Raw genomic sequence first — 17,751 nt, 5'->3', positions numbered from 1 at the left:
GTGCGAGTGGCGGATGGGCTTAGGTTGACCCCATGACCGCTGATCGACCCGCCTCCGCTTCCGGTGCCGCCCCGTCCGCCTCCGCTTCCGGCGCCGCCCCGTCCGCCTCCGCGTCCGGAGCGTCCCGCGCCGAGCTGATCGCCGACACCGCGCTGGCGCTGCTGGCCGAGCGCGGGATGCGGGGGCTGACGCACCGCGCGGTGGACGAGGCGGCCGGGCTGCCGCTCGGCTCGACCTCCAACCACGCCCGGACCCGCGCCGCCCTGCTCAAGGCGGCGGTCCGGCGGCTGGCCCAGCGGGAGGCGGAGGTGCTGGCGCCCGACGAGATGCCGGGCCCCGCCGGCGCGGCACCGGACGGAACCGATCCGGTCGCGGCGCTGGCCGACGCGCTCGCGCTCGCCCTGCACCGCTCGCTCACCACCCAGCGCGATCTGCTGATCGCCCGCTACGAGCTCGCGCTGGAGGCGACCCGCCGCCCCGAGCTGCGGGAGTTCTACGACGCCACGGGGCGCGGCTTCCGGGAGCCGCTCGAGGCGATGATGACGGCGCTGGGCTCCACCGAGCCCCGGCGGCACGCGCGGTCGCTGGTGGCCTGGTGCGAGGGGCTGATGTTCAGCTGCGCCGCGGGCGCCGACCACGACGCCGTACCCGACCGCGCGGCGCTGCGCACCGGGTTCGGGGAGCTGCTGCGCGGGATGCTGGACGAATAACGCGTGGCGGGCCGGGCGACGGCGCCGCCATCATGACCGCCATGACAACAACAGAACGTCCCGATCCGCCCCGGACCGCCGATGAACGTACCAGCCTGGAGGGGTGGCTGGACTTCCACCGCGCGACCCTCGCCCTCAAGTGCGAGGGGCTGGACGACAAGCAGCTGCGCGAGGCGTCGGCGCCGCCGTCCGGGCTGACCCTGCTCGGCCTCGTACGGCACATGGCCGAGGTCGAGCGGAGCTGGTTCCGCCGGGTGCTCGCCCAGCAGGACATAGCGCCGATCTGGTACAGCGAGGAGGACCCGGACGGGGACTTCCACCTCACCGACGAGGACACCCCGGACGCCGCCTTCGCCATCTGGCGGGAGGAGATCGCCAAGGCCAAGGAGGCCGCCGCGGGCCGCTCCCTGGACGACGTGGTCAGCCGTCCCGCCCGCGGGGACTACAACCTGCGCTGGATCTACCTCCACATGATCGAGGAGTACGCCCGCCACAACGGCCACGCCGACCTCATCCGCGAGCGGATCGACGGCGTCACCGGCGACTAGTGGCGCTGTTTCAGACGGGGCCGCAGGGCCGATGCCCTGCGGCCGGCCCTCATGTGTTCCCGCGAGGACGCCGGGCAGGTGCGGTAGCGCGACTGGGCGACATACATCGCGACGACGGTGCGCCGAGGGACGCGGGGGATGACCATCGGAGCCCTCCTTGGAGGCGGCGCGCCGCCGAGAACCAGCCATCGCCAGGCAGCCCGGGGCGCGCAATCCGGATGTGAACAGAAACCATCCGAGCACGTACGAACTCTCGGCGCAAGGCATCGCGTCAGCCGCAACCATCTTTCGTTCATCTTCGTGAAGCCGGGAAAGACGGCCGACACCTGGGGAAAATACAAGGTCAGCAGCGTTGTTCCGCCCTCCGCAGCCACCCCGGGAGGCGGGTTGATCACAAAAAAGTTCGGCCGAACCCCTTGCCAGACCCAGATCGTACGCGTTCGGATTAATTGCGTCGGCGGCGTCCGTGAGACCCGCGTCTCCCCATGAAGCCACCTGGCCGCATGGCTGGATCTATACCCCTACGCCTGCCCGGACCGTGCGATCGCCGTCTGCCACCTTCCCCCTCCCCAGGAGCGAGACATGCTCGACCTCACCTCCGTTGACCTGCTCGACGCGTTCACCCAGGAGCTGAAGCTGTGCAAGCTCAAGCCCGATGAGCACGTCGTCGTCCTGTCCGAGCCCACCAGCCGAGGCGACTACGTGGCGGCCGCCTTCGGCGCGGCCAAAGCCTGCGGCGCGCATGTCATCGCCGCCACCGTCCCCGGCGGCAATCCGTCGCCTTCGGACAGCACCCGCACCGGTGCCGGACCCGGCCTGAGCGCGGTGCTCGGCGACACCGCCGCGCAGGACCTGCTCAAGGCCGCCGACCTCGTCGTGGACCTCACCCGGGAGGGCTTCATCCACGCCCCGCTCCAGCAGGAGATCATGCGGACGGGCACCCGCATCCTCTTCGTGTGCGACGCCCCCGACGTACTCGTCCGCAATCTGCCCAAGCCGGAGGACAAGGCGGAAGTGGTCAAGGGCGTCAACCTGCTGAAGAGCGCGTCCGTCATGCGGGTGACCTCCGAGGCCGGCACCGACCTGACCGTCGAACTGCCGGGCGCCAAGCCGGAGTTCCAGGTGGGCTTCGCCGACGACCCGGGCCGCTGGGACCACTGGCCGAGCACCATGGTCCTGTGCTGGCCGCGGTTCTCCGAGGGCCGGATCGTGCTCTCCGAGGGCGACATCCTGCTGCCGTTCAAGGAGTACGTACGTCAGCCGGTCACTCTGGAGATCGCGGGCGGAAACATCGAGAAGGTGTCCGGTGGCGCCGAGGCCCACCTGCTGAACACCTTCTTCGACGACGCGGACGACGAATGGGGACGCAGCCTGTCCCATATGGGCTGGGGCCTGATGCGCACCGCCGACTGGTTCGCCACCGCCCTGTACGGCAAGGAAGAGCTGATGGGCATGGACGCGCGGGCGTTCGCCGGGAACTTCCTGTGGTCCACCGGACCTCACCCCGTACTCGAGCGCGAATCGTACGCGCACGTCGACATCGCCATGCGCGGCTGCACCGTCTCCGTCGACGACCAGGACGTCGTCACCGCGGGCCGGCTCGTCGACTACTGATCCCGCCGCCGCACCTGCATCTGGAGAGAAGATGGCATCCACCCAATCCCTCGACGTCGTCATCGTCGGCGGCGGGCTCGGCGGAATGACCGCCGCGCTGTCGCTGCGGCAGCGCGGGCATCACGTGACCGTGCTGGAGCAGGCACCGCGGTTCGGCGAGATCGGCGCGGGTATCCAAACAGCGCCCAACGCGAGCCGGGTCCTGCTCGGGCTGGGGCTGCGCAGGCAACTGGAGGCCATCCGCACCGAGCCCCAGGACCAGGTGCGGCGCCGGTGGAAGGACGGCAGCGTCATCGGGCTGACCCAGCTCGGTGACCACTGCAAGCAGCAGTACAACGCGCCGTACTGGCACTACCACCGGGCCGATCTGCACGGTGTCCTCACCGATGCCTGCGTCGATCCGACCGGCCCAGGCCCGGTGGTCGCACTGCACACCTCCAGCCGGGTCGGCGCACTGGACCGTAGCGACCCCCGCCGCCCCGCGGCCGTGACCGATGACGGCCGGCGCTTCGAGGCCGACGTGCTGATCGGCGCCGACGGCATCCGTTCCCGGGTCCGTGACCTCATGGGCCTCCCGGACACCCTGCTGTTCTCCGGCGAGATGGCCTTCCGGGCCCTCGTCCCCGGCGACCTCATCGCCGCCGACCCGGCCACGCGCTTCTTGATGGACCGCTTCCAGAGCACCATCTGGTACGGCCCCGACCGGCACCTGGTCCACTACATGATCCGTGGCGGCGAGTACCTCAACGTCGTCGGCTGCGTCCCGTGCACGGACGAGATCGCCGAGAAATGGACCGGCTCGGCCACCGCGGAAGACCTGGTGAACGCCTACGAGGGCTGGGACGATCGGGTGGCGGCGATGCTGTCCAAGGCCAAGGAGGACGTGCTCTCCTTCGCCCTCTACCACCGCCGGCGCGACCCGGTCTGGATGGACGGCCGGATGGCCCTCCTGGGCGACGCCTGCCACGCCATGCTGCCCTACCAGGCCCAGGGCGCCTCCCAGGCCATGGAGGACGCCGCCGTACTGGCCGAGGAACTGGGCCGTGTCAACGCCGACGGCGTCGAGGGCGCGCTACGACGCTACGTGGACCGGCGAGCCAAGCACGCCGGCATGGTCCAGGACGCCTCACTGCAGAACAAGACCTTCTACCACTATCCCGACGGCCCGCAGCAGGAGGCCAGGGACGCCCTGCTGCGGCGCGGCTTCGACGGCGAATCCGACGTCTCCTACCACTGGCTGTGGAGCGGCAGCCCGCTCGACGACCCGGACCTGGGCGCCTTCGACTACCGCTTCGCCCGCTGACCGGACCCTCCCCTCCCTCTCCCGCTCATCACCCGCCCCCTTCGGGGCCGCTTCCCGCTCATCCACCTCGGTGTCGCCCCGCGCGGGCACATCCCCGAACACCCCGTGGAGCGACAGTGAAAACAGGCGACCACATCGTCCAGGACCTCCCATGGAGATGGGGGGTCCAGGGCAGGATCTTCATCATCGGCGGCCTCGGCTACCTCTTCGACGCCTATGACATCGCCCTCAACGGCTTCCTGATGCCGCTGTTGGGCGACCACTTCCACCTCTCCCTCTCCCAGCGAGGTCTGGTGGCCACCGCCAACCTGGTGGGCATGGCCGTGGGCGCGGTGACCTGGGGCGCGATCGCCGACCGCATCGGACGCAAGAAGTCCTTCAGCGTCACCTTGCTGATCTTCGCGGTGTTCTCGGTGGCCGGTGCCCTGGCCCCGAACTACGGGATCTTCCTCGCCCTGCGCTTCATCGCGGGTGTCGGACTGGGCGGTTGTGTTCCCGTCGACTACGCCCTGGTGGCGGAGTTCTCCCCGACGAAGTACCGCGGACGCGTACTGACCGCGCTGGACGCCTGGTGGCCGATCGGCGTGACCCTGTGCGGTCTGGTCTCGACGGCCATGCTGTCCCTCGAAGGCAACTGGCGGTGGATGCTCAGCGTGATGAGCGTTCCGGCGCTGCTGCTGTTCTGGGTGCGGAGGGGTGTGCCGGAGTCGCCCGTCTACCTCAGCAAGAAGGGCAGGGAGGCCGAGGCGCGGGCCGTCATCGACGATCTGGTCGCCCGCACGGGTGCGCCCGTCGAGCCGTACGTCATTCCCGCCCCGGTGCCCGAGGCCGGCGGGTACGGCCCCCGCGCCGCGCTCGAACAGCTGCGCGCGGTCAGGAAGTTCAGCCCGCGCATCACCTCCGCCGCCTGGCTGCTGTTCGCCACCGTCATGCTGGTGTACTACGCGGCCCTGAGCTGGCTGCCGTCCATCCTCAAGGAGGAGGGCCTCGGCGACACGGCCGCCTTCATGAGCACCACGCTGATGAGCGCGGTCGGCATCGTCGGCGTCCTGACCTCCACGGTGCTGGTGGACGCGGTCGGCCGGAAGTGGCTCATAGGGGTCTCGGCCCCGGTCGCCTCGCTCGCACTGGTGGTGTTCGCGCTGGTGATGCGCATGCCGACGGGTTCCATCGTGGCCATCGGCGTCTTCGGCTTCCTGATGCAGCTGACCATCCCCGCCATGTACGCCTACGCCTCCGAGCTCTACCCGACAACGCTGCGGGCCAGCGGTTTCGGCTGGGCGTCCTCGTTCAGCCGGGCGCTCACCGGCTTCGCCCCGATGCTGTTCGGCTCGGTGATGTGGCCGCTGCTGGGGCTGCCGCTGACCTTCGGGGTGCTGGCCGCGGCCGTCCTGGGGGCCGTCGTCTGGACGGCGTTCGCTGCGCCCGAGACAAAGGGACGCGACCTCGACGAGGACGACCCGACCGCGGTGCCCGCCCCCGCGTCCCCGGAGCCGGCCGTCGGTCAGCCGGTGCGCTGAGGGATAGCCCGCCCGACCGGACCGCCCGGGCGGAACCGGACCGCCCGGACCGGCCTTCGAAAACGACAGGAGAAACATGAAGCCCGCTCCCTTCCAGTACCACCGAGCGCGCGACGTCGAGGGCGCCACGGCACTCCTGGCCGAACTGTCCGACGAAGCCAAGGTCATCGCCGGCGGCCAGAGCCTGGTCGCGATGATGAACTTCCGGCTGGCCCGCCCGGGGCACCTGGTCGACATCGCCGGCCTGCGCGAACTCGACCACCTCGGGGTCGAGGCCGACGGCGGGCTGCACATCGGGGCGCTCACCACCCATCACACGGTGGAGACCGCGCCCGCGGACCGGCTCGGGGCGGGTTTCGAGGTCATCCGCGACGCCATGCGATGGATCGGCCATCTGCCGATCCGGACCCGCGGCACCGTGGGCGGCAGTATCGCGCACGCCGACTCGACCGCCGAGTGGTGTCTGCTGGCCGTGCTGCTCGACGCCGCATTCGTGGCCCACGGCCCGCGCGGGCGGCGTCGCATCCCGGCCGGTGAGTTCTTCTTCGGCTACTACACCACCGCCCTGGACCCCGACGAGATCCTCGTGGAGATCGTCTTCCCCCGCCCCGCGCCGCACGCGGCGCTCACCGAGTTCGCCGAGCGTCGTGGGGACTTCGCCATCGTCTCCGCCGCGGTCGATCTGGCGGCCGACGGCGAGGACGTCCGCGGCGGCCGGGTGGCTCTGGGCGGTGTCGCCGCGATGCCGGTACGCGTGCCCGAGGCGGAGGCCGTGCTGGCGGCCGGCGGCTCGTTCCGGGACTGCGCGGAGGCGGCGGCCTCCGCCGTGGATCCGCCGAGTGACGGACACGGCAGCGGCGACTACCGCAAGCACCTCATCCGCGATCTGATCGAGCGAGCCTGTGAGGAGGCGATGTCACGATGACGTCCGCCAGGGACGACCGGCTGGTCGGCAGGTCGGTGGCGCGCCGGGAGGATCCCCGGCTGCTGTCCGGACGTGGCCGTTTCGTCGACGACATCGAGCTGCCCGGCATGCTGCACGCGCAGTTCGTCCGCAGCACGGTCGCTCATGGGACGATCACCGAGATCGATCTGGCGCGAGTGCGTCAGCTCCCGGGTGTCGTCGCCGCGTTCACCGCCGCCGACCTGGAGCTGGGTGACATCACCGCCCAACTCGACCGCCCGCTCTCGGAGTTCGTACCGACCGCCATGCCCGTCCTCGCCCGCGACCGGGTCCGCTATGTCGGCGAGCCCGTCGCCGTGGTCGTCGCCCGCGACCCCTACCTCGCCGAGGACGGCCTGGAGGCCGCCAAGGTGACGTACGCGCCCCTCCCGCCCATCACCCGCGAGGAACAGGCCCTTGCCCCAGGCGCTCCGCGGGTGCATGCGGAGGCCGCCGACAACACCCTGGTCGACGTCGGCCTGTTCGCCACCGAGGGGATCGACGAGACCTTCGACCAGGCTCCCTGCGTGGTCCACGTCGATGTGCGAACCGGCCGGCAGAACGCCCTGCCGCTGGAGACGCGTGGCGCGGTGGCGCAGTGGGACGCCCGGGAGGAGCAGCTCGTGCTGCACACCTGCACCCAGACCCCGCATCAGGTGCGGACCGTGGCCTCCCGCTGCCTGCGGCTGGACGAGCGCGCGGTGCGCGTGATCGTCCCGGACATGGGTGGCGGTTTCGGCCTCAAGTGCGTGGTCGGCCGCGAGGAGATCGCCACCGCGGCGGCCGCGCTGCGGCTCGGCCGGCCCGTCAAGTGGATCGAGGACCGCAAGGACGCCCTGTCCGCCTCGTTCCTCGCCCGGGAACAGCACTACACCGCACGCGCCGCCTTCGACACCGACGGCCGGATCCTCGGCCTCGACGCGGACGTGGTGTGCGACATGGGCGCCTACTCCTGCTATCCGTTCACCGCCGGTATCGAGCCGCTGATGGCCTCCGCCGAGATGCCCGGCGTCTACAAGGTCCCCGCCTACCGGGTGCGCGGCCGGGCGATCACCACCAACAAGGCGCCCACCGCCCCCTACCGGGGCGTGAGCCGCCCGAGTTACGTCATGGCCATCGAGCGGCTCATGGAGCGCGCCGCCCGCGAACTGCGCCTGGACCCGGTGGAGATCCGGCGCCGCAACGTCATCACCGACTTCCCGTACACCGGCGTCAACAACATCACCTACGACCCCGGCTCCTATCTGGAATCCCTCGACCTGTGCGAGCGGGCAGTGCACGAGGCGGGCTGGTACGACCGGCAGGCCGCGGCCACGGCCGAGGGCCGGCACATCGGGATCGGCTACAGCTGCTTCAGCGAGCGCACCGGCTACGGCTCCGCCGCCTTCGCCCAACGCAAGATGGAGGTCGTGCCCGGGTTCGACCTCGCCGAGGTCCGCATGGACACCAGCGGCGCGGTCACCGCCACCACCGGCACCATCAGCCACGGGCAGAGCCATGAGACGACCATGGCGCAGATCGTCGCGGATACGCTCGGCCTCGACATCGCCAAGGTCAAACTTCACCAGGGCGACACCGACCGCATCACCTACGGCTGGGGCACCTTCGCCAGCCGCTCGATCGCGGTCGGCGGCAGTGCCGTACGTCTGGCGGCGGGCAAGCTCGGCGACAAGCTTCGCGCCATCGCCGCCGACGAGTGGGGCATCCCCCCGGAGGAGACCGAACTGGACCGGGGCCGGGTCCGCCGACGCGACGACCCGGATGTCGCACTCACCTACGAGCACCTGGCCGACACCGCCTATCTCAAGGCACATCTGCTGCCCAAGGACATCGACCCGGGCCTCACCGCCACCGCCGTCTTCGACGTCCACAACGACGGCACCTTCTCCAATGCCACCCACGGGGTGGTGGTGGAACTGCACGGGGGGACCGGGCAGGTGGAAATCCTCGCCTACTTCTGCGTCGAGGACTGCGGCGTCGCCGTCAATCCGCAGGTGGTGGAGGGGCAGTGCCGGGGCGGCATCGCGCAGGGCATCTCGGGGGCGCTCTTCGAGCAGATCACCTACGACGCCCAGGGCGAACCGTCGGCCACCAGCTTCATGGACTACAAGGTGCCCACCGCCCATGAGATCCCGGAGGTGGTGATCCACCATCTGGAGACCCCTTGCGCCTTCACCGCGACGGGAGCCAAGGGCGCCGGCGAGGGCGGCACCATCGGGGCCCCCGCCGCCGTACTCAACGCCGTCAACGACGCACTGCGGCCCACCGGCGTCGAACTGGACAACACGCCCATCACCCCGGAGACGGTCCACCGTGCCCTGACCCCCCGCACACCGGAGCAGACACCATGAACGACACCACCGGCCTCGGCGACGACGTCCAGCTCATCACGCTCGACGTCAACGGCACGTCCTACGAGGTGATCACGGCGCCGCGCCGCACCCTGGTGGATGTGCTCCGCCACGATCTGCGGCTGACCGGCACCCACGTCGGCTGCGAGCACGGGATCTGCGGCGCCTGCACCGTGCTCGTCGACGGGCTCCCGGTCCGGGCCTGTCTGATGTTCGCCGCCCAGGCGGAGGGAGCGCGGATCACCACCGTCGAATCCCTCGCCGACTCCGGCACCGGCGAGCTCAGCGATCTCCAGCGGGCCTTCACCGCCCACCACGGCCTGCAGTGCGGCTTCTGCACCCCCGGCTTCCTGATGCTGGCCCAGGGCTTCCTCGCGGAGCGGCCGGAGGCGACCAAGGAGGACATCCGGGAGGTCGTCGCCGCGAACCTGTGCCGGTGCACCGGCTACCAGACCATCGTCGAGGCGATCGACGCCTGCGCGACCGCCCGGCGCTCCCAGCGGGCCATGGGCGCCGAGGAGGACTCATGCAACTGATCAATACCGTCTCCGTCCAAGCCGGGCCCGACGCGGTGTTCGCGCTGCTCGGCGACGTCCAAAGGGTGGCGTCCTGTATGCCCGGCGCCGCTCTCGAAGGCCGTGACGGCGACGCCTGGCGTGGCGCGGTGAAGATCAAGGTGGGCCCGATCTCGGCCGCCTACGCCGGCACCGTGCGCTTCCTGGAGGTCGACGCCGAGAAGCGGAGGCTGCGTGTCCACGCCAGCGGCGCCGACACCCACGGCAGCGGCGACGCCGAGGCCGAGGTCTCCCTGGAGGTCGTCCCGGCCGAGGACGGCGCCCAGCTGAACCTCTCCACCGACCTGGTGATCCGGGGCAAGATCGCCCAGTTCGGCAAGGGAGCCATCGGGGCCGTGTCCGACAGGATCCTCCAGCAGTTCGCCCAGAACCTCGGCAACCTCCTCCTTCAGCAGGACGGCGCGGAGGCGTCCCCCGCCTCCGGCGCGGCGCCCGCCGCGTCCAGTCCCGCGGCAGGCGCGCCCGCCGAGGTGCCCGGTGAGCTCAACGGAATGGTGCTGATCGCGGGCCCGCTGCTGAAGAAGTACGGCCCGGTCGCGGCCGCGTTCCTGTTCGGGCTCTCTCAGGGCTGGCTGCTGGGGAGGCGCCGATGAGCGGCGGACTGTACGGCCTCACCACCAACCGCACCTACCAGCGGGCCGGCTTCGGTGCCGCGGTGCGGCGCGGCAGCCGTCCGGCGATCGTCGTGGTGGACCTGACCCGGGGTTTCACCGAGGACTCGTATCCCTCGGGTGCCGATCTCTCCGAGGTCGTGGCCGCCACCACGCGCCTGATCGAGGCGGCCCGGCCCGCGGATGTGCCGGTGATCTTCACCGCGATCGCCTACACCGAGGCCGAGGCGTCCGGTGACGCGGTCGCCTGGCTGCGCAAGGCTCCCGGTCTGCGCGCCTTGGTCGAGGGCAGCGATGCCGTGGCCATCGACCCGCGGCTGCCCATGCGGCCGGGACACGATCAGCTGGTGGTGAAGAAGGGGGCCTCGGCCTTCTTCGGCACGAGCCTCGCCGCGACCCTGACCGGCCTGGGCCGCGACACTGTCGTGGTGTGCGGCGCCACCACGAGCGGCTGTGTGCGGGCCACCGCGGTCGACGCCGTCCAGTCGGGCTTCCCGGTGCTGGTGCCCCGTGCCTGCGTGGGCGACCGGGCCGAGGGGCCGGCGGACGCGGCGCTCTTCGACATCCAGGCCAAGTACGGCGACGTCGTCACCCTCGAGGACGCCGTCGGCTACATCACCTCCGTTCCCGCCCCGGCGGCGCCCCGAGCGGCCCGGCGTTCCCATCGACGAGGAGACAGCACATGACACCGCGTTCGGTCCTGCAGAGCGCGCTCGCCGATCTGGCCGATGTGCCGGCCACGAGCCGGTGGGCGCGCTCCGGAGGGGTGCGGCTGCACGCCCTCGACTACGGCGGCGACCTGCCGCCGCTGGTCGTCCTGCCCGGTATCACCAGTCCCGCGGTCACCATGGACTTCGTGGCCCGCGAACTGACCGACCTGGTCAGGCCGGTGGTACTGGACGTACGCGGCCGGGGTCTGTCCGACGAGGGCGACGGCTACGGGCTCGAGGAGTACGCCGAGGACACCGAAGCCCTCATCACCCACCTCGGCCTCGACCATCCGCTGCTCCTGGGCCACTCGATGGGCGCGCGGATCGCGACGGCCGTCGCGGTGCGCGCCAAGGTGCCCCTGCGCGGCACCGTGCTGGCCGATCCGCCGATGAGCGGCCCGGATCGCGGCCCCTACCCCACCCCCCGGGAGGTGTTCCTGCGGCAACTCTCCGAGGCCCGGCGCGGAACGGACGCCGACGAGGTGGCCGTCTCCTGGCCCACCTGGCCGCGGCGGGAACAGGAACTGCGGGCCCGCTGGCTGTCCAGTTGCGCCGAGGAGGCCATCGTGGCCACGCACCACGGCTTCGAACACGAGGACTTCTTCGACTGGTGGCCCCGGGTGTCCGGACCGGCCCACCTGCTCTACGGAGCCGACAGTCCCGTCGTGACGGCGGAGGGAGCGCGGGAGGCCGCCGAGAGCAACCCGCCGGCGCCACTGCACAAGATTCCCGGCGCCGGCCACATGATCTTCTGGGACGCCCCGGCAATCGCCACCGCGACGCTCCGCGAGGCGCTGCGGACCATCCTCTCCCCGGCCGCCTGACCGGTGCCCGCTGCCCCGTTTCGGAGGAACACCCCCATGGCAGACCATCACATCGGGCTGATCGTGCCCAGCTCCAATCTGACGATGGAGACCGAGCTTCCCCGGATGCTCAACGCGCGGCACTCCATCGCGGCCGACGACCGCTTCGTCTTCCACAGCAGCCGGATGCGGATGAAGCACGTCACCCCGGACGAGCTGCGCGATATGAACGCGCAGACCCAGCGGGCCGCCCTGGAACTGGCCGACGCGCGGCCCGACGTCGTCGCCACCGCCTGCCTGGTCGCCATCATGGCGCAGGGGCCGGGACACCACTGTGTGGCGGAGGCCGGCATCACCTCCGCGCTGCGGGCCGAGGGATCCCGGGCGCCCGTGGTCTCCAGCGCCGGCGCCCTGCTCAGCGGCGTCGAGGCGCTCGGCGCCCGCCGGGTCGCGATCATCACGCCGTATATGAAGGAGCTCACCGCCAAGGTGGTCGACTACATCGAGGACGCCGGGATCGAGGTGGTCGACGCGCTCAGCCTCGAAGTCCCGGACAATCTGGCGGTGGCCCGTCTGGACCCCGCCGATCTACGCCACCACTGGCGCCGCCTGAACCTGAGCCGGGCCGACGCGCTGGTGCTGTCGGCCTGCGTGCAGATGCCGTCGCTGGCGTCGATCCAGCCCGTAGAAGACGAGGCGGGGCTGCCCGTGCTGTCGGCGGCCACCTCCACCGCGTTCCGCATCCTGACGGAGCTCGGGCTGCCGCCCGTCGTGCCCGACGCCGGAAGTCTGCTCGGCGGCCAGGTCTTCCGCCCTGCCGGGAGCGGCGCCGGCGTCCGCCCCCGATGTCCCTCGGCGTCAACCGTGCGTGCTTAAGTAGGTTCTATGACTGATCCCACCCCGCCCGCCCAAACCGGGCCGGAGGCCCCCACTGCCCTGACAGCCGCGCCCGGCTATCAGGTCCGCCGTCTCTACCAGGCGTATCTCGCCGTGTGGGCACGGGAGGTGGACCCAGTCCTCACCGGCCCTCAGTTCGCGGTGCTGCAGACCGTGGAAGCCCATCCCGGCCAGGACCAGCGTTCCATGGCCGCCGCCGTCGCCCTGGACACCTCCACCATGGCCGATGTGGCTCGCCGGCTGGAGAACCGTGGTCTGCTCGCCCGGAAGACCGCGGCCGCCGACGGCCGCCGCAAACTGCTCTATCTGACGGACGCGGGCAAAGAGGCCCTTCAGGAGGCGAACCACCGGGCGCGCAGGCTCGACAAGATCCTCCTGGAGTCCTTCGACGAGGCGGAACGTGAACGGTTCGTCGTCGAGCTGAAGGCGCTCGCCGACCGCTGGGAGGAGCTGGCGGAGGCGGCTTAGCCGGACCTTCAGTCCTCGACGGCGCCCTCCAGGACCAGCGTCAGCCGCAGGATGGCCGCCCGCACCCCGTCGCCGTACGGATCCTCGCCGAGTGCGCCGGCGGCCTCGCGTGCCAGTGCCAGCTGACCCCGGGCCGCCTCCTCCTGGCCCAGCTTCAGATGCCCCGCGGCCACATTGAGGTGGAGGGAGGGCAGGAACGCCCGCGGCGCCAGGGCTCCGGTGAGTCCGTCGGCGGCGGCGAGCGCCCGCAGGTCCCAGATCAGCTCGTCGAGCGGGTCGTCCTGGGTGTCGGCCAGATAGTGGGCGAGGGCGCAGCGGTGGAACGGGGCGCCGTCCCGTTCGATCTCCCGCCACAGCGCGGCGAGGCGATTGCGCGCCTCCTCCCGGTCGCCGCCCCGGTGCAGCATGACCGCCTGCCCGATCCGGGTCAGTACGACATCGCCCTCCGGCGCCTGCTGCCGCGCTTCCGCCATCGCCGCCTCCCGTCTTTCGGACGACGCCAGGGTCTGTCGTCAAAGGGGGCGCCCTGCTCCCGACGCCTGGCACGGCCGCTCGCCGCGTTGTCGCATCACCCGAGTACGCCCGGTACGAGGGCGACGCTCCGCCTTGCGATCGACCGGCACCAGACTCCCCCAGCTACCGCTGGGAGGTGCCCCCTGCTCGCGGCCGGGCGCCCCTTTGACGACAGACCCTAGCCGCTCGCACCGGCGCCGCCCGGCGTGTCGTGGCGCGGCGGGGCATCTGGGGTATCGCCCGGCGCGCCGTAGCGGCGGACCAGTTCGGCGACGGCGCGGGCGACGGCCGCCCGCAGCTCGGGCGGGCCCAGCACCTCGGCGTCGGTGCCCAGCCGCAGCATGTCGTGGACCGCGACCGGGAGCGACTCCACGGGGAGGACGACACGCCGTCGCCCCTGGTCGTCGGGCGGGCCCGCCGTGGCCACCGCCTCCGCGCCCACCGCCCCGAACTGCATCGGGAGCAGCTTCGCCCCGCGCTCGGAGAGCAGAAGTTCGGCCTCGCCCTGGAAGCGCATGGACTCCAGCCGACGGGACGACTCCGCCCAGGAGGCGGCGAGGTCGAATCCGGCGGGCCGCTCGAAGACCTCCTCCAGCACCTCGGCGTCGAGGATCCGCGACACCCGGTAGCTGCGTACGGAATCCTCGACCCTCGCCACCAGGTACCAGATGCCGCCCTTGAGGACGAGGCCCAGCGGGCACAGCTCGCGCCGCACCTCGCCGCGCCAGCGGCGGTAGTGCACCCGCAGGACGCGCCGCTCCCATACGGCCTCGGCGGCCGCCGCCAGATGGGGCACCGGCTCGGCGTCCCGGAACCAGCCCGGCGCGTCGAGGTGGAAGCGCTCCTGGATCCGCCGGGACCGCTCCCCCAGCTCGGCCGGGAGCGCGGCCCGCAGCTTGAGCTGGGCCGTGGTGAGGTCGGCGCCCAGCCCCAGCTCGGCGGCCGGGCCCGGCATCCCGGCGAGGAAGAGCGAGTCGGCCTCGTCGCCGGTGAACCCGGTCAGCCGGGTGCGGTAGCCGTCGAGCAGCCGAAAGCCCCCGGCCGGGCCCCGGTCGGCGTAGACCGGCACCCCGGAGGCGCTCAGCGCCTCCACATCGCGGTAGACGGTGCGCACCGAGACCTCCAGCTCGGCGGCGAGCTCGGGCGCGGTCATCCGGCCCCGGTTCTGCAGCAGCAGGAGCAGTGAGAGAAGGCGGTCGGCGCGCATGCGGTCCATTGTGGGCGCCGTACCTGACAGAAGATGTCAGGTACGGCGGCCAGAGTGGCGTTCGCAGCCGATCCCGGCCCCGGAAAGGACCCCTCATGACCACGCACACCACCGGCCACTTCACCTACGCCGACTGGCAGGAGAGCGCCCTGGATGAGACCGAGGGCGCCGAGGGCGGCGCCAAGCTGGCCCGGGCCGTGGTCACGAACGCCTTCTCGGGCGGCATCGAGGCACCGCGGACCAGCTGTCAGTACGCCATCACCTATCTGTCCGACAAGACCGGCGTCTGCTGCGGCTACGAGCTGCTGACCGGCACCCTGGACGGGCGTGCGGGCAGCTTCGTCGTGGTGCAGCACGGCAGCTGGGGCGCGGACGCCACCGTCCGCTGCACCTTCGAGGTGGTGCCCGGATCCGGCACCGGCGAGCTGACCGGGCTCACCGGATCGGGCACCTTCTCCGCCGTCCAGGGGGAGTCCGAGATCCCCTACAGCTTCGACTACACGCTCTAGGGTCCGGTCAGGCGCCGAGGTCCGGGATCCGCCAGTCGATCGGGGTGTGGCCCTGGGCCTTGACCGCCTCGTCGATCTGGGTGAAGGGGCGCGACCCGAAGAACTTCTTCGCCGACAGCGGGGACGGGTGCGCCCCCTTCACCACCGCGTGCCGCGACGCGTCGATGAGCGGCAGCTTCTTCTGGGCGTAGTTCCCCCAGAGCACGAAGACGGCCGGATCGGGGCGCGAGGCCACCGCGCGGATCACCGCGTCGGTGAACTTCTCCCACCCCTTGCTCTTGTGGGAGTTGGCCTCGCCGCCCCGGACCGTCAGTACCGCGTTGAGCAGCAGCACACCCTGCTCGGCCCAGGGCATCAGATAGCCGTTGTCGGGCACCGGGTGGCCGAGCTCGTCCTTCATCTCCTTGAAGATGTTCCGCAGCGACGGCGGGGTTTTGACGCCCGGCCGCACCGAGAAGCACAGACCGTGGCCCTGGCCCTCGCCGTGGTACGGGTCCTGCCCGAGGACGAGCACCTTCACCTGGTCGAACGGCGTGGCCTCCAGAGCGGCGAACACCTCCTCGCGCGGTGGGTACACCGGCCCCTTGGCCCGCTCCTCCTCGACGAACTCGGTGAGCTCCTTGAAATAGGGCTTCTCCAGCTCCTCGCCGAGGACCCCGCGCCAGGACTCGGGCAGCACATAGGGCACGTCTTCAACCTCCGGTCGGTGTTTCCGTCTTACGGGCACAGAACCTACCGGCGGCCACTGACAACGCCTCACACGCGCCCGGGCCGCCCCAGCGGCGCGGGCCGGACCAGGGCGGCGCGGCCCCGGACCGGGCGCTGGTCAGCCGAGCCCGGCGCCCAGGAGGATGCCGCCGTCCACCACGAGCGTCTGGCCGGTGACCCACGCCGACTGGTCGGAGGTGAGGAACGCGGCCGCGCCCCCGATGTCCTCCGGCACGCCGAGCCGCTTCAGCGGGTAGGCCGCCGCGGCCTCGTCCTCCCGCCCCTCGTACAGGGCGGTGGCGAACTTGGTCTTCACCACCGCCGGGGAGATGGCGTTGACCCGCACCCGCGGGGCGAACTCCTGGGCGAGCTGCACCGTGAGGTTGATCATGGCGGCCTTGCTGACGCCGTACGCCGCGATGAACGGCGAGGACGACATCCCGGCGAGCGAGGCGATGTTGACGATGGTGCCGCCGTTCTCCTGCTGCCAGGCCTTCCAGGTCCGCTGGGCGAAACCCAGTGCCGAGACGACATTGGTCTCGAAGACCTTACGGAGCACATCGAGGTCGAGATCGGCGATGGGCGAGTAGACCGGGTTGGTGCCGGCGTTGTTCACCAGGTGGTCGACCCGGCCGAACGCCTCCATCGTCCGCTCGACGGCGGCCGCCTGGTGCGCCTGGTCATGGGCCTTCCCGGCGACGTAGATCGCACGGTCGGCCCCGAGCCGCTCCACGGCCTCCTTGAGCGCGTCCTCGTTGCGCCCGGTGATGCACACCTTGTCGCCACGGGCCACCATCGCCTCGGCTATGGCGTAGCCGATCCCCCGGCTCGCCCCGGTGATGAGCGCGGCCTTGCCGCTCTCCTCTATCTGCGCGGTCATGTGGTGCGTGACTCCTGATCAGTTGAGCGGGCCGCCGGCCACGTACATGACCTGGCCGGAGACGAAACCGGCCGCCTCGCCGGTGAAGAAGGCGATCGCGTTGGCGATGTCGGCGGGCTCCCCGACGCGCTGCACCGGGATCTGGCTCGCGGCCGCCTTCTGGAAGTCCTCGAAGCCCATGCCGACGCGCTCGGCGGTCGCGGCGGTCATGTCGGTGGCGATGAAGCCGGGCGCCACGGCGTTGGCGGTGACGCCGAACTTGCCGAGCTCGATGGCGAGGGTCTTGGTGAAGCCCTGCATTCCGGCCTTGGCCGCGGAGTAGTTGACCTGGCCGCGGTTGCCCAGCGCCGAGCTGCTGGAGAGGTTGACGATCCGGCCGAAGCCCGCGTCCACCATGTGCTTCTGGCAGGCGCGCGACATCAGGAACGCGCCCCGCAGATGCACGTTCAGCACGGTGTCCCAGTCGGACTCGCTCATCTTGAACAGCAGATTGTCGCGGAGCACACCCGCGTTGTTGACGAGGATCGTCGGCGCGCCGAGCTCCTCGGCGACACGCGCGACGGCGGCCTCGACCTGCTCGGCGTCCGACACATCGCAGCCCACGGCGATGGCCTTGCCGCCCGCCTCGGTGATCTTCTCCACGGTGGCCGCACAGGCCCCCTCGTCGAGGTCGAGCACGGCGACGACGCGGCCCTCCTCGGCCAGGCGCACGGCGGTCGCCGCGCCGATGCCGCGGGCCGCGCCGGTCACGATGGCAACGCGCTGCTCGGTGGTGGACATGCGGGTTCTCCTCGCATCGATGGCGGCTCACCGTCCCGGCCCCGGGAGTGAGCAACCGCTTAGTCTCTCCTGCGCACGAGACGCTATGAGGCCCGCCACCG

At 71.4% G+C, this 17,751-nt stretch carries 19 protein-coding genes; 14 read left to right on the top strand and 5 right to left on the bottom strand.

All coding sequences use genetic code 11. The features are described from left to right. Window positions 1-32: 32 nt before the first annotated feature. The 13 genes from ACMTAK_RS46040 to ACMTAK_RS45980 all read left to right on the top strand — a co-directional run bounded on the left by ACMTAK_RS46040 (window position 33) and on the right by ACMTAK_RS45980 (window position 13,053). A complete protein-coding gene (locus ACMTAK_RS46040) occupies window positions 33-710 on the top strand; it encodes a TetR/AcrR family transcriptional regulator (RefSeq protein ID WP_413811664.1) in 678 nt (225 codons plus the stop codon). A 41-nt stretch (window positions 711-751) separates the two neighbouring features. Further along, a complete protein-coding gene (locus ACMTAK_RS46035) occupies window positions 752-1,258 on the top strand; it encodes a DinB family protein (protein WP_413811663.1) in 507 nt (168 codons plus the stop codon). Window positions 1,259-1,840: 582 nt separating this feature from the next. After that, on the top strand, window positions 1,841-2,872 hold the full coding sequence (locus tag ACMTAK_RS46030) for a hypothetical protein (RefSeq protein WP_413811662.1): 1,032 nt from the start codon (window positions 1,841-1,843) through the stop codon (window positions 2,870-2,872). A gap of 31 nt (window positions 2,873-2,903) precedes the next feature. After that, window positions 2,904-4,175, top strand: a complete 1,272-nt coding sequence (locus ACMTAK_RS46025; RefSeq protein ID WP_413811661.1) for an FAD-dependent oxidoreductase — start codon at window positions 2,904-2,906, stop codon at window positions 4,173-4,175. A gap of 116 nt (window positions 4,176-4,291) precedes the next feature. Then, on the top strand, window positions 4,292-5,695 hold the full coding sequence (locus ACMTAK_RS46020) for an MFS transporter (protein WP_413811660.1): 1,404 nt from the start codon (window positions 4,292-4,294) through the stop codon (window positions 5,693-5,695). A gap of 76 nt (window positions 5,696-5,771) precedes the next feature. Then, on the top strand, window positions 5,772-6,620 hold the full coding sequence (locus ACMTAK_RS46015) for an FAD binding domain-containing protein (protein ID WP_413811659.1): 849 nt from the start codon (window positions 5,772-5,774) through the stop codon (window positions 6,618-6,620). Next, a complete protein-coding gene (locus ACMTAK_RS46010) occupies window positions 6,617-8,989 on the top strand; it encodes a xanthine dehydrogenase family protein molybdopterin-binding subunit (protein ID WP_413811658.1) in 2,373 nt (790 codons plus the stop codon). Before ACMTAK_RS46015 ends, ACMTAK_RS46010 begins: the two co-directional genes overlap by 4 nt. After that, on the top strand, window positions 8,986-9,525 hold the full coding sequence (locus ACMTAK_RS46005; RefSeq protein ID WP_413811657.1) for a (2Fe-2S)-binding protein: 540 nt from the start codon (window positions 8,986-8,988) through the stop codon (window positions 9,523-9,525). Before ACMTAK_RS46010 ends, ACMTAK_RS46005 begins: the two co-directional genes overlap by 4 nt. Continuing rightward, window positions 9,516-10,157, top strand: a complete 642-nt coding sequence (locus tag ACMTAK_RS46000) for an SRPBCC family protein (RefSeq protein ID WP_413811656.1) — start codon at window positions 9,516-9,518, stop codon at window positions 10,155-10,157. Before ACMTAK_RS46005 ends, ACMTAK_RS46000 begins: the two co-directional genes overlap by 10 nt. Next, window positions 10,154-10,861, top strand: coding sequence for an isochorismatase family protein (locus ACMTAK_RS45995; RefSeq protein ID WP_413811655.1), 708 nt, complete (start codon window positions 10,154-10,156; stop codon window positions 10,859-10,861). The genes ACMTAK_RS46000 and ACMTAK_RS45995 overlap by 4 nt, the downstream gene beginning before the upstream one ends. Beyond that, a complete protein-coding gene (locus ACMTAK_RS45990) occupies window positions 10,858-11,709 on the top strand; it encodes an alpha/beta fold hydrolase (RefSeq protein WP_413811654.1) in 852 nt (283 codons plus the stop codon). Before ACMTAK_RS45995 ends, ACMTAK_RS45990 begins: the two co-directional genes overlap by 4 nt. Before the next feature lie 36 nt (window positions 11,710-11,745). Next, window positions 11,746-12,564, top strand: a complete 819-nt coding sequence (locus ACMTAK_RS45985) for a maleate cis-trans isomerase family protein (protein WP_413811653.1) — start codon at window positions 11,746-11,748, stop codon at window positions 12,562-12,564. Window positions 12,565-12,573: 9 nt separating this feature from the next. Further along, window positions 12,574-13,053, top strand: a complete 480-nt coding sequence (locus ACMTAK_RS45980; protein WP_413811652.1) for a MarR family winged helix-turn-helix transcriptional regulator — start codon at window positions 12,574-12,576, stop codon at window positions 13,051-13,053. A gap of 8 nt (window positions 13,054-13,061) precedes the next feature. Here ACMTAK_RS45980 and ACMTAK_RS45975 read toward each other — a convergent pair whose 3' ends face one another. Then, on the bottom strand, window positions 13,062-13,526 hold the full coding sequence (locus ACMTAK_RS45975) for a hypothetical protein (protein WP_413811651.1): 465 nt from the start codon (window positions 13,524-13,526) through the stop codon (window positions 13,062-13,064). A 218-nt stretch (window positions 13,527-13,744) separates the two neighbouring features. Further along, the gene (locus tag ACMTAK_RS45970; protein WP_461773834.1) at window positions 13,745-14,773 is read right to left on the bottom strand and encodes a helix-turn-helix transcriptional regulator; all 1,029 of its coding nucleotides are present in this window, start codon (window positions 14,771-14,773) and stop codon (window positions 13,745-13,747) included. Between the two features lie 95 nt (window positions 14,774-14,868). On the opposite strand from ACMTAK_RS45970, the gene ACMTAK_RS45965 reads away from it, so the two are divergent. Then, a complete protein-coding gene (locus ACMTAK_RS45965; RefSeq protein WP_413811649.1) occupies window positions 14,869-15,282 on the top strand; it encodes a DUF3224 domain-containing protein in 414 nt (137 codons plus the stop codon). 7 nt (window positions 15,283-15,289) lie between these two features. Here the strand turns inward: ACMTAK_RS45965 and ACMTAK_RS45960 are convergent, their stop codons facing one another. From ACMTAK_RS45960 to fabG, 3 genes are all read right to left on the bottom strand, one after another. Beyond that, the gene (locus tag ACMTAK_RS45960) at window positions 15,290-15,970 is read right to left on the bottom strand and encodes a uracil-DNA glycosylase (protein WP_413811648.1); all 681 of its coding nucleotides are present in this window, start codon (window positions 15,968-15,970) and stop codon (window positions 15,290-15,292) included. A gap of 138 nt (window positions 15,971-16,108) precedes the next feature. Beyond that, complete coding sequence (locus ACMTAK_RS45955; protein ID WP_413811647.1) at window positions 16,109-16,870, bottom strand: SDR family oxidoreductase; 762 nt, start codon at window positions 16,868-16,870, stop codon at window positions 16,109-16,111. Between the two features lie 18 nt (window positions 16,871-16,888). Then, window positions 16,889-17,650 carry a 3-oxoacyl-ACP reductase FabG gene (fabG, locus tag ACMTAK_RS45950; protein ID WP_020873750.1) on the bottom strand — a complete coding sequence of 254 codons (762 nt, stop codon included), beginning with the start codon at window positions 17,648-17,650 and terminating at the stop codon, window positions 16,889-16,891. Window positions 17,651-17,751 lie beyond the last annotated feature (101 nt).

The sequence above is a fragment of the Streptomyces lacaronensis genome, from assembly GCF_047337785.1.
GTDB classification, from domain to species: domain Bacteria; phylum Actinomycetota; class Actinomycetes; order Streptomycetales; family Streptomycetaceae; genus Streptomyces; species Streptomyces lycopersici.
The sequence above is the reverse complement of the archived record's forward strand: the minus strand, read 5'-3'. Positions and strand labels throughout refer to the sequence as shown.